The sequence below is a fragment of the Roseiarcus fermentans genome (assembly GCF_003315135.1).
Lineage (GTDB): Bacteria > Pseudomonadota > Alphaproteobacteria > Rhizobiales > Beijerinckiaceae > Roseiarcus > Roseiarcus fermentans.
Genome location: NZ_QNRK01000066.1, coordinates 1 through 12,345 on the forward strand (window position 1 = coordinate 1; position 12,345 = coordinate 12,345).

The 12,345-nt window shown below is 67.8% G+C and carries 8 protein-coding genes; all 8 read left to right on the forward strand.

The window, feature by feature from the left end; all coding sequences use genetic code 11:
• Positions 1-257 precede the first annotated feature (257 nt).
• The 8 genes from DFR50_RS30800 (at position 258) to DFR50_RS30835 (ending at position 11,572) form a co-directional block, all read left to right on the forward strand.
• Positions 258-884, forward strand: a complete 627-nt coding sequence (locus DFR50_RS30800) for a YqgE/AlgH family protein (protein ID WP_113894121.1) — start codon at positions 258-260, stop codon at positions 882-884.
• A gap of 12 nt (positions 885-896) precedes the next feature.
• Positions 897-1,667, forward strand: a complete 771-nt coding sequence (locus DFR50_RS30805) for a hypothetical protein (RefSeq protein ID WP_210209094.1) — start codon at positions 897-899, stop codon at positions 1,665-1,667.
• Between the two features lie 315 nt (positions 1,668-1,982).
• Positions 1,983-3,407: a [FeFe] hydrogenase H-cluster radical SAM maturase HydG gene (gene hydG, locus DFR50_RS30810; protein WP_210209095.1), complete on the forward strand. Its 1,425-nt coding sequence runs from the start codon at positions 1,983-1,985 to the stop codon at positions 3,405-3,407.
• A 100-nt stretch (positions 3,408-3,507) separates the two neighbouring features.
• Positions 3,508-4,935 carry an aspartate ammonia-lyase gene (locus DFR50_RS30815; protein ID WP_113894125.1) on the forward strand — a complete coding sequence of 476 codons (1,428 nt, stop codon included), beginning with the start codon at positions 3,508-3,510 and terminating at the stop codon, positions 4,933-4,935.
• Positions 4,936-4,938: 3 nt separating this feature from the next.
• Positions 4,939-6,189, forward strand: a complete 1,251-nt coding sequence (gene hydF, locus DFR50_RS30820; protein ID WP_113894127.1) for a [FeFe] hydrogenase H-cluster maturation GTPase HydF — start codon at positions 4,939-4,941, stop codon at positions 6,187-6,189.
• A complete protein-coding gene (hydE, locus tag DFR50_RS30825) occupies positions 6,186-7,463 on the forward strand; it encodes a [FeFe] hydrogenase H-cluster radical SAM maturase HydE (RefSeq protein ID WP_210209096.1) in 1,278 nt (425 codons plus the stop codon). Before hydF ends, hydE begins: the two co-directional genes overlap by 4 nt.
• 263 nt (positions 7,464-7,726) lie before the next feature.
• Positions 7,727-9,724, forward strand: a complete 1,998-nt coding sequence (locus tag DFR50_RS30830) for an FAD-dependent oxidoreductase (RefSeq protein WP_113894129.1) — start codon at positions 7,727-7,729, stop codon at positions 9,722-9,724.
• A gap of 3 nt (positions 9,725-9,727) precedes the next feature.
• Positions 9,728-11,572 carry a [FeFe] hydrogenase, group A gene (locus DFR50_RS30835; RefSeq protein ID WP_113894131.1) on the forward strand — a complete coding sequence of 615 codons (1,845 nt, stop codon included), beginning with the start codon at positions 9,728-9,730 and terminating at the stop codon, positions 11,570-11,572.
• Positions 11,573-12,345: the final 773 nt, after the last annotated feature.

Genomic DNA, 12,345 nt, shown 5'->3' on the forward strand with positions numbered 1-12,345 from the left:
CAGGACCGCAGCCGTCTGGGCAACGGTCCCGAAAATCTCGCCGTTCTCCGCCACATGGTCCTGAACGTCATGCAGAAAGACGGCGAGAAAGGCTCACTCCGCGGCAAGTTCAAACGAGCCGGTTGGGACGAAGCCTACCTCGCCCACCTCCTCACCCTGTTTTGAAATGCGATCGCCCTGCCGGCGACGCGGCGTCCGCTTTTGGAGACGCCTGACCCGTGCTAGCCTGAACGCGTCCGAACGCTTTCCGGTGAGCCATGTCCGCGATCGCTCGTCTGGCCTTCGTCGTCGTCGCCGTCGGTGTGCAGACGGGGTTCCTCGGCGCGGCCTTGCCGACCGGGCAGGAAGAGCGGCAGCCGCCCCCTTCGCTGGCCGGCGAGTTCCTCGTCGCGGCGCCCGAGATGGGCGACCCGCATTTCGAGCGGACGGTCATCCTGGTCGTCGAGCACGACCCGGCCGGCGCCATCGGAATTGTCCTCAACAGACCGGTTGCAGAGGAGCCGCTCGCGAACCTGCTCGAGGCGGTCGGCGCCACGAACGTCGGCGTCACGGGTAGCGTGCGGGTGTTCGCGGGCGGCCCGGTCAAGCCGGAGGTCGGCTTCGTCGTTCACAGCGCCGAATATCGAAAGCCCGCGACCATCGCCGTCACCGACCGGCTGTCCCTGACGTCGAGCGTCGAGGTCCTCGAGGATATCGCCAACAAGAGCGGGCCGGCCAAGAGTCTCGTGGCCTTCGGCTACGCTGGCTGGGGACCCGACCAACTCGACAGAGAGATCGAGGCGGGCGCGTGGGCGACCGCCGAGGCCGATCCGGCGCTGGTGTTCGACGCGGACAGGAGCACACTGTGGGACGACGCTTGGAAGCGGCGCACCCGGCGTCTTTGAGGGAGGTCGCCAATGGGCCGGAAGAACAAGGTTCCCCTTGCCGACCGTGTCGCGAGGGCCGCTGAACAGGTCCTCGCCGCCGACCATGTCGTAACCGCCGTCGACATCCTCATGGGGATCGGGTGGCTCGATTTCACGACGATGGAGCGCTGGCGGCGCGGGCAGGTCGCATGCCTCGAGGAAGCCCTCCACGTCGATCCGATGCGCGGCGCTGAGGCGCTGGCGGCGTTGCGCGTCTGGGCGGCCGCCAAGGGCCTGATCGCCAGTCCGACGGACTATCTCGCGCGCAGCCCGCAGCGCCAGTCGCTGCGCTTCAGCGCCAGCGGAGACGCCGCGATCGAAGCGGCGTATCGCACGCACTGGCTGTCGCCGGAGCTGTCCGAGAAGACGCGGGAGCGCGTGGCGGAAAAGGCGAGCCGCCCGCCTGAGCTGGTGGCGGTCATCCCGCTGAACCGGGAGTGGAAATGTCATCGCTGCGGCGGCGCCGGCGACTTCCTGATGATGGAGGATCCGGGGCCTGCGTGCCTGCGCTGTGTCGGCCTCGGCGATCTCGAATATCTGCCGGCGGGCGACGCCCTGGTCACGCGGAGAGCCAAGGCGGGCAGCGCTCGACATGCGGTGGTGGTGCGGTTCAGCCGGACCCGAGGCCGATACGAGCGCCAAGGGCTGCTGGTCGAGCCGCAGGCCTTGGCGGAGGCGGAGCGAAGCGCCGGACGGCGAACCGAGACAGCAGCCGGGCGCGACCACGCGTCTGCGCCCGTCGGGCGGACGCGGACTGCGTAGCCCGTGGCGCCCGTCGTGGATTCCGGCGTCACCAGGCCGCGCGGCGGATCGCCGCAGCGGGCTTTTGGCCGGCAGGCGATCACGTTATCTAAGTCACAGCAAGCGCCACCGATTTCGCCACCGACACGCGGGATTCGGCGAGGCCGACGCCTCCCGATAGGGGAAGTCTGGTTCGATCGGCTTCGATCGCCGCTCGGCGGTGACGATCGTCTCGCGCCCCGGTCGCCCACGCCAATGGGCGAGCCGGATGGGAGGGAAGCGCCCGTCGTGATCGTGGCGAGCGGGGCAGGCGAAGCGCGAGGAGGAGAAGCGGTAGTGAGGCCCGACAAGTCCGATTTCATCGACGAACCGCTGATCCATAGGCTGCTGGCCGAGACGGCGGCAACGCCGCCGGCCGAAATCGAAGCCATGATCGACAAGGCGTCGGCGGCCAAGGGCCTCGACCTCAGAGAGGTCGCCGCGCTGATCCAGCTCGAGGACAGGGCGCTGTTGCAGAAGGTTTTCCAGACGGCACTGGCGGTCAAGCAGAAGATCTACGGACGGCGACTCGTCCTGTTCGCGCCCCTCTACCTCAGCAGCTACTGCATCAACGATTGCGCCTATTGCGGCTACCACAAGGGCAGCGACGCGGTGCGCAAGCGCCTGACCATGGACGAGATCCGCGACGAGGTGAAGGCGCTCGAGAAGCTCGGCCACAAGCGCCTCATGCTCGACATGGGCGAGGACCCGGTCGTCACGCCGATCGACTACGTGCTCGAGGCGATGAAGACGATCTACGAGACGCAGGAGAACAACGGCGAGATTCGCCGAGTCAACGTCCAGATCGCCGCGACCACGGTCGAAGATTACCGCCGGCTGAAGGAAGCGGGGACCGGCACCTACGTGCTGTTCCAGGAGACCTTTCACCGCGACACCTACGCACGGATGCATCGAAAGGGGCCGAAGCACAATTACGACTGGCACGTCACCGCGCTCGATCGCGCGATGCATGGCGGCATCGACGACGTCGGCACCGGCGTGCTCTACGGGCTCTACGACTATCGCTTCGAGGTCGTGGCGCAGATGATGCTCGTGCGCCATCTCGAGGAGACGTTCGGCGTCGGCCCGCATACCATCTCGTTCCCGCGCATGCGCGCCGCCGCCGGCGTCGATCTGACGGCATTCCCGCATCTCGTCGGCGACGACGACTTCAAGAAGATCGTCGCCGTGCTGCGGCTCGCCGTACCCTACACCGGCATGATCATCTCCACCCGCGAGGACCCGGAGTTCCGCGACGAGATCATCGATCTCGGCATCTCGCAGATGAGCGCCGGCTCCTGTGTCGGCGTCGGCGGCTACAAGGCCAAGCTCGACGCCTTCGCGGACGGGCGGCGTCCACCCGAGCCGGACTCGACCCCGCAGTTCCAGGTGCACGACGATCGCACGCCGGACGAGATTCTCCGCCACATCTGCGAGGCCGGCTACATCCCGAGCTACTGCACCGCCTGCTACCGCAACGGCCGCACAGGCGACCGATTCATGGAGCTGGCCAAGAGCGGGCGGATCCAGAAGGTCTGCGAGCCCAACGCGATCCTGACGTTCAAGGAATATCTGATGGACTACGCCTCGCCGGAGACGCGCGCGGTCGGCGAACGGACCATCGAAAAGCACCTCGCCGAAATTCCTTCCGCCGCCATCCGCCGGCAAACGGTCAAGGAACTGAAGGCCATCGAAAACGGCAAGCGCGACATATTCTACTAGGCGTGTGCCGGCGACCGCTCATCCTGCGGCTTTTGGCCCCCCGGGGGAAGGTTGAACACAACCGCCGCATGATGGGACGCCTGCGCGAGAGTCCAATCCCATGAGCGAACAGTGCGCCTTCCGCGTCGAACACGACCTCATCGGGGACCTTCGCGTTGCCGCCGAGGCCTATTACGGTGTCCATACGGCGCGCGCGCTGGAAAATTTCGCAGTTCTCGGCCGTCCCTGTCATCCTGAGCTGATCAAGGCGATGGCGGCCGTCAAGGAAGCGGCGGCCCTGACCAACCGCTCCTTGAGCGCGCTCGACGCGGAGGCGGCGACCGCGATCTGCGAGGCGGCGCGGGAGGTTTCCGGGGGGCTGCTGCACGAATGGATCCGCGTCGACGGGCTGCAGGGCGGGGCGGGCACGTCGCTCAACATGAACGTCAATGAGGTGATCGCCAACCGGGCGGCCGAGCGGCTCGGCTTTCGCAAGGGCGACTACGCCCGCATCCACCCCATTGACCACGTCAACCTGCACCAGTCGACCAACGACGTCTTTCCGACCGCGCTGAGGGTCGCGGCGCTTAGACTGCTCGATCGTCTCGAAGCTCGGATCGCCGGCCTTCAGCTCGAACTGCAAGACAAGGAAGCCGCCTTCTCGGGCCTGCTGAAAATGGGCCGCACGCAATTGCAGGACGCTCTCCCCACTACCTTCGGCGCGACCTTCGGCGCCTGGGCGGAGGCGATCGCGCGCGACCGCTGGCGCGTCTTCAAGTGCAAGGAGCGGCTGCGGGTCGTCAATCTCGGCGCCACCGCCATCGGCACCGGCGTCGCCGCGCCGCGCGACTACATTTTTCGGGTCGTCGGCGCGCTTCGGGACGTCACCAAACTCAATCTGTCGCGCGCGGAAAACCTTCTCGACGCGACCCAGAACGTCGACGTGTTCGTCGAAGTGTCGGGCATCCTCAAGGCGCATGCCGTCAATCTCTTCAAGATCTCCTCCGACATCCGCCTGATGGCGTCGGGCCCCCGCGCGGGCCTGAACGAACTCGCGCTCGCGCCCGTCCAGGCCGGCTCCTCGATCATGCCCGGCAAGGTCAATCCCGTGATTTGCGAGGCGGTCGCTCAAGCCGCGATGGCGATGATCGGCCACGACGCGGCGATCACCGCGGCCTGCCAGTCGGGCCAGCTGGAGCTCAATGCGTTCCTGCCGCTGGTCGCCCAGTCGCTGCTCGACGGCCTTACCTCGCTGATCGCTGCCGACGCCGCGTTCGCCGAGCGCTGTATCGCCAGGATCGGCGTCAATGCGGCCGAAGCCGCGCGGCAGGTGGAAACGTCCTGGGCGGTGGTCACCGCGCTCGTGCCCGCACTCGGCTACGAGGAGGCGACCCGGATCGCCGCGGCTGCGCGCGGCACGGGTCGTGCTGTCAGGGAGCTCGCGCGCGAGACAGGGCTGATCGACGACGCCGAGCTCGACCGGCTGCTGTCGCCGGCGACCATGACGCACCTCGGCGCCGCCCCGCGCCCGTTCAGCGAAAGGCGCTGACCCATGCTCGACACGCCGAAAAGCCTGCGCATGCACATCGGCCTCTTCGGCCGGCGCAACGTCGGCAAGTCGAGCCTGATGAACGCGCTGCTCGGCTTTCCGATGTCGATCGTGTCCGAGGTCGCGGGCACCACGACCGATCCGGTGGAGAAGGCGATCGAAATGCCGCCGCTCGGGCCAGTCGTCCTTGTCGACACCGCGGGCGTCGACGATGTCGGCGATCTCGGCGCGCTGCGCTCGGCGAAGACCCGGGAGGTTCTCGAACGCGTCGACATCGCCCTCGTGCTCTCGGACGAGACCGGCCTCGGGCCGTTCGAGCGCGAGCTGATCGCGAGGCTTCGCGCGCGTGAGACGCCGACCTTGTGCGTGTTCAACAAGTCCGATCTCGGCGGGCCTTCTCTGGACGAAGCGCGCGCGCTCGTGGCGGACGCGGGCGAGGCGGTCGCCGTGTCCGTGACGACCGGCCGCAACCTCGACGGCCTGCGCGAGTCGCTGATCCGCCTCGCGCCGGAAGAGCGTATCCTCGAACCGCCGCTCGTCGCCGACCTCGTTCCGGCGGGCGGCCTCGTCGTGCTCGTCGTGCCGATCGATCTCGGCGCGCCGAAGGGTCGGCTGATCCCGCCGCAAGTGCAGGCGATCCGCGAAACCCTCGACGCGGACGCGACATGCCTCGTGGTGAAGGAACGCGAGCTGACCGGCGCCTTGGACATGAGCGGGCAGGCGCCCTCGCTGGTGATCTGCGACTCCCAGATCGTGTTGAAGGCGGCGGCCGACACTCCGCCCGACATTCCGCTGACCACGTTTTCGATTCTGATGGCGCGGCTGAAGGCCGACCTCGTGCGCCTGGCCGAGGGCGCGGCCGTACTGCACAGGTTGAGGCCCGGAGACCGGGTGCTGGTGGCGGAGGCCTGCACCCACGGCCTGATCTGCGACGACATCGGCCGGGTCAAGATTCCGCGCTGGCTGCGCCAGTTCGCCGGCGGCGACCTCCGCATCGACTTCAGCGGCGGAAAGCACTTTCCCGAGGATGTCTCGCAATACCGGCTCATCATCCAGTGCGGCGCCTGCATGGTGACGCGCCGGCACATGCTGTCGTGGCTCTATCGCGCCGAGCGGCAGGGCGTTCCGATGACCAACTACGGCCTGGCGATCTCGGTCGTTCAGGGCGTCCTCGAGCGGTCGCTGGAACCGTTTCCGGAAGCCTTGAGCGCCTACGAGGCGGCGAGGCGCAAGGCGCTGGCGGAGGCGCTATGAGCGCGCCGTCTCCAGCCGTGCACGTCGCGGGCGCGCCGCGGGCGCCGGCGATGTCCGGTTGCGGGCCCGCGAGCTGCGCCGCCGGCGGCTGTGTCGCGCACGGCTGCGCGACGGTTCCCGACTTCATCGCTGCGCCGTCGCCGGCCTCGCGCCTCGAGCGGGTGCTGCGGCAGGACGCCTTCTCCGACGCCGACATCGTGTATCTGCTCGGCCTCGACGATCCCGCGGATTGCGAGGCGCTGCGGCGCGCGTCCTTCGACCTGACCAGCCGGGTGATCGGCGACGCGGTGCACTACCGCGGCCTCCTCGAATTCTCCAACGTCTGCCGCCTCAACTGCCGCTATTGCGGCATCCGAAAGGACAACAGAGGCTTGCCGCGTTACGTTCTGTCGAAGCGGCAGGTGGTCGAGAGCGCGCTGTGGGCGGCCGAGAACAATTACGGCTCGGTCTGCCTGCAGTCGGGGGAACGGCGCGACGAGAAATTCATCCGCTTCGTCGAGGCGTGCATCCGCGAAATCCGGCGAGAGTCGGTGTCGGAAACGCTGCCGCACGGGCTTGGGCTGACCCTGTCGCTCGGCGAGCAGGACGCGGCCACGTACCGGCGCTGGCGCGAGGCGGCAGGCGAGCACGACGGCGTCCGCTACCTGATGCGCATTGAGACTTCCAACCCGGAGCTGTTCGCGCGCCTGCATCCGGCGCGCGACCGCAAGCGGATGGAGAAGTCCTGGCGAAGCCGCCTGCGCGCGCTCGACGACATCCGCGCAGCCGGAATGCAGGTCGGCACCGGCGGCATGATCGGCCTGCCGGGCCAGACGCTCGCCGACCTCTGCGACGACATCCGCTTCTACGCCCGGCGCGACGTCGACATGCTCGGCATGGGCCCCTACATCACCTCGCTCGGCGCCGACATGGTCGAGGACGGCATGATGGACAAGGGACCGCTGATGCAGCTGTCGCTCAACATGCTGGCGGTCACGCGACTGGTGCTGCGCGACGTCAACCTCGCCGCCTCGACCGCGCTGCAGACCCTGTTCGAGGACGGCCGCGAGCGAGGCGTCGCCTACGGCGCCAACATCGTCATGCCAAACATTTCTCCGCGCGACGTTCGCAAGAATTATCAACTCTACGACAACAAGCCGTGCGTCGACGAGGAACGCGCCGATTGCCGGGGCTGCCTGGAAGGCCGCATCGCCGCGGTCGGGCGCCGGGTAGGCTGGAACGAATGGGGCTGCTCGCCGCACTACGCGAGACGGACCGCCGCGAGCGAGGCCTGAGTCCGGACGCGGATCGGGAAATACCTCTATTCTACGAATGACTTGAGTTCGCGGCAAATGGTCGCGTCGCGCCGCTCCGTCGCGCCTGCCTGGCGCGCGCAAGCGGCGCAGCGGCCCGGTTTCAGGCAGTCTCCGGGCTTCGGGCTCGCGTTCGGCGCGGATGCGGCAGCCTCGCGCGAAGCGCTGCGGCAATTGATCTCAACCAAGACGAGCCCGTCAAGCGCTATTGTTTCGGGCGCCAGGTTGCAGGAGGCGCCCCGACAATGACGCGAGTGGCATACGGGTATTGGGACGGCGAGGTGCACGACAGCCGTCTCGAACGGGAAGGGGAGCCGATCCCGATTCCCGGCCTGCGCGGGTTCGACGAATTCAACGACGGCAACGCCATTCGCGCCTTCTTCGGCGACCGCGGGTTTTTCGTGTTCGACCCCCAGGTCAGCCTGATCGACGCCTTCTGGCGCTACATGCAGGAGGCTGCGGACCAGTCCTGCGGCAAGTGCACGCCGTGCCGCATGGGCACGCTGCTGGTGCGCGACTCGCTCGGCGCGATGCGCGAGGGAAAGAAGGGTCCGCTCGACCTCGACGGCGTCGATCAGATGGCCCGCCAGATGGCGGAGACGTCGCTGTGCGGCCTGGGACAGAGCTGCGCCCGGGCGCTGATCGCCGCGCTCACCCACTTCCGCGACATCATCGAAAAGGAAGTCGCCGCCGGGGGCGCGCCGGACCAGAACGGCATGACCTACATGACGGCGCCCTGCATCGAGGCCTGCCCGTCGAAGATCAACGTGCCGCGCTATATCGATTATATCCGCGACGGCAAGCCGTTCCATTCGCTCGCGGTGATCCTGCAGAAATACCCGATGGCGGCGACGTGCGGCCGGGTCTGCGTGCGGTTTTGCGAGATGGCCTGCCGGCGCAACCTGGTCGACAAGGCGGTCGGCATCAAGATCCTGAAGCGCTACGTGTCCGAACAGCAGTCGGGCGAGCACGCGCTGCAGTTCACGCGCAGCATGACGGCGCCGTCGTTCGGTCCCGACATGCGCGTCGCGGTGGTCGGGGCGGGGCCCGCGGGCGTCGCCTGCGCCTACCATCTGCTGCTGCGCGGCTACCGCGTCGACGTGCTCGAGGCGGCGAACGAAGCCGGCGGCATGGCGGCGATCGGGATCCCCAGCTACCGGCTGCCGAAGGACGTGCTGCGCTCGGAGTCCGACATCATCACGACGCTCGGCGGCCGCTTCCTGTTCAACAAGGCGCTCGGGCGCGATTACGGCGTCGACGACTTGTTCGCGCGCGGCTATCGCGCGGTGTTTCTGGCGCTGGGCTGCCAGCAGGGGACGCTGCTCGGGGTCAAGGACGAGGATCCTTCGACGCCCGGCTACGAATCCGGCATCGCCTTCCTGCTCAAAGTGCACGACCACGTCGCCGGCAAGCAGGAGACGCGGCTCGCTGGCGACGTCGTGGTGGTCGGCGGCGGCAACGTCGCGATGGACTGCGCGCGCTCGGCGCTGCGCATGGGCGCCAAGACCGTGCATCTCGTCTACCGCCGCACGCGCAAGGACATGCCGGCCGACGCCGAAGAGGTCGTGGCGGCGGAACAGGAAGGGATCGTCTTCCATTTCCTGTCGAACCCCGCGCGCATCGTTTCCGAAGACGGGCGGGTGGCGGCGGTCCAACTCGTCGAGATGCGGCAGACCGAACCCGACGATCGCGGCCGGATCGGCGTCAAGCCGATTCCGGGCACTGAGAAGCCGTTGCCCTGCACGACGGTGATCGCGGCGATCGGCCAGGAGGTCATGAAGGGCGCGCTGGCGCGCGAGGACGGCGTGACCATGAACAGGTGGGGCTGCGTCGAGGTCGACGAAACAACGCTCGCCACCAGCCGCGCGGGGGTGTTCGCCGGCGGCGACTGCGCCAGCGGCCCGGCGACGCTGATCCACGCGATGGCCGCCGGCCTGCACGCGGCCCGCTCCATCGACGACTATCTGCAGTTCGGACACGTGCGCTTCTCGCCGCGCTCCCGGATGCGGCGCATCCTCAACGCGCACAAGATGCTGGCGTCCGACAGCATCGAATATCCGGTGCGCTCCCTGCACCGGGTGCACCATCCGGAGCTGAGCCCCGACATCCGCAAACAGATGTTCGAGGAGGTCGAGCAGAACATTTCATCCGAGGACGCCTATCACGAAGCGAGCCGCTGCCTGCGCTGCTATCGCATCTACTCGGTGATCACGGAGCAGCCCATTCCGCAAGGGAACGCCTGAGTCATGGATGAGACAGCCTTCGTCGTCGAGCCCGCCGCGAGCCTCGGCGCCAGGATCAACGGCCGGCCGGTGACGTTCTGGTCGAACGAGACCATCCTCCAATGCGCGCGCCGGCACGGCTTCTATATCCCGACGCTGTGCGAACTCGACGACATCGACCACACGCCGGGGACCTGCCGCGTCTGTCTGGTCGAAGCCGCCATGCCCGGCCGCGACAACGCGATGATCCTGACCGCCTGCAACACGCCGATGCAGGAGGGAATGGAGGTCGAGACGCGCAGCCGCAAGGTGCGCGAGATGCAGCGGCTGCAGGTCGAACTCTTGATGGCCGACCACGCCCACGAATGCGCGACCTGCATCCGTCACGGCAATTGCGAGCTGCAGGACGTCGCCCAGGCGGTCGGCCTGCGCCAGAGCCGGTTCGCCGATCCGGCGCTCATCGCCGAGCGGCCGGTCGACACCTCGTCGCCGGCGCTGATCCGCGACATGACCAAGTGCATCCGCTGCCAGCGCTGTGTCGCCATGTGCCGCCACGGCCAGGGCGTCGACGCCCTGGTGATCAGCGGAACCCAGCACGGCACCTTCGTCGGCCTGAAGGACGGGGCGTCGCAGCGCGTGTCGAGTTGCGTCACCTGCGGGCAATGCGTCCTGGTGTGCCCGACCGGCGCGCTCGGCGAGCGCGACGAAACCGACAAGGTGATCGACTACCTGTACGATCCCGAGATCATCACGGTGGTCGAATTCGCCCCCGCCATCCGCGTCGGCTTCGGCGAGGAATTCGGCCTGCCGCCTGGAACCAACGTCCAGGGCCAGATCATCGCCGCCTGCCGCAGGCTCGGCTTCGACGTCGTGCTCGACACCAATTTCGCCGCCGACGTGGTGATCATGGAAGAGGGCACGGAGCTCCTGAGCCGGCTCAAGCGGGGCGTGCGGCCGACCTTCACCTCGTGTTGCCCGGGCTGGATCAACTTCGCCGAGCGGCACTATCCGGAGATCCTGCCGTATCTCTCGACCACCAAGTCGCCGCAGCAGGTTCTCGGCGCGATCGCCAAGTCCTATCTGCCCGAGCGCATGGGGCTCGACGGGAAGCGCATCCGCGTCGTGTCGATCATGCCGTGCACCGCCAAGAAGGACGAGATCGTGCGACCGCAACTGGTCCACGACGGCGTTCCCGAGATCGACGTCGTGCTGACCACGCGCGAGTTCGCCCGCCTGCTCAAGCGCGAGGGAATCGACTTCCGGTCGCTCGAGCCGTCGGAATTCGACAATCCCTTCATGAGCGCGTTCTCCGGCGCCGGCGCGATCTTCGGCACCACCGGCGGCGTCATGGAAGCGGCGCTGCGGACGATCTATTACGTCGTCAACGGTCGGGAGCTCGAGCAGGTCGAACTGTCGCAACTGCGCGGCTTCGAAGGCGTGCGCGCCGCGACCGTCGACCTCAACAGCGAGATCGGCGCGGTCAAGGTGGCGATGGCCCACGGCCTCAAGCCCACCCGGCAGATCGTCGAGGCGGTGCTCGCCGGCACGGCGGATTTCGACTTCATCGAAATCATGGCCTGCCCCGGCGGCTGCGTCGACGGCGGCGGCACGCTGCGCTCGAAGAAGCACTACCTGAACCACGCGCAGAAGCGGCGCGAGACGCTCTTCGCCATCGACCGCAACGCCAAGGCGCGGCAGTCGCACAACAACCCGCAGGTGCAGGCCCTCTATCGCGACTTCCTCGGATCGCCCAATTCCGAGAAGGCGCACAAGCTCCTGCACACCCGCTACACCGATCGGCGGATGGAGACGACCTGGACGGTGAGCGAGATCTGGCGCGAGCTGACGATGAGCACGCAGATTTATTGAGGCGGCGGCGCCCCGCGCCCTGGAAGGGGTGGCGTCCCGCCGCCCGGGGACGGGCGCCCTCCCGTCGAGCGGCGCGGCCGCCGCTCTAGCGGTTGCCTTGGTGACAGCCGGTCCCCCCGTAGCCTTCGGCTGGTCCTGCGCTGCGCAGGGGAGGACAGCGCAGGCGGCGCCGACAGCGCCCGGGCGCGTTTTGAGGCTTTTCAGGGGTTTGCAGCGGAGATTCCGGGCGACTGTCGCTTTGGCGACAGCAAGGGGGCGTTCGCGAGGAGCGGACAGGGCGCGCTGGGAGGAGTCGCGTCCCGCCGCCCGGGAGCGTGAGACGCGCTCCCTCCCGGGCGGCGCGACCGCTCCCCTTGCGGCCGGCGTGCAGGTCTGGCAGGCGACCCATCCATTCAGGGACTTGGGCGCCCAAACCTGTCATTTTGTAACTCCCAAGCCGGCAGCGAATAGCGTCGTCATCGCGAGCGAAGCGAAGCGATCCAGGGCCGCTGGGCCGCTGTCGCGCCCTCTGGTCGTCCCGCCGCCCTTCGTTGCGAGCAGAAGACGGAGCGAATTTTTCCGCAGGAAGCAAGCGGCGGCATGGATTGCTCTTATGTCCTTCGTCAAGAGGTCGGACACGCGATCTCGTCTCCGCTCCTTGTTGGGAGGAAGGATGGCCTCGGATGATTGCGCAGGGGTGGGGGCGAAGCCTGTTGGACGTCGGTGATCAAACTCTAATACGCGGGTTTGTTCCGCATGTCCGAGTTGCGTCCGGGGCTGCTCCGCGTCTTCGT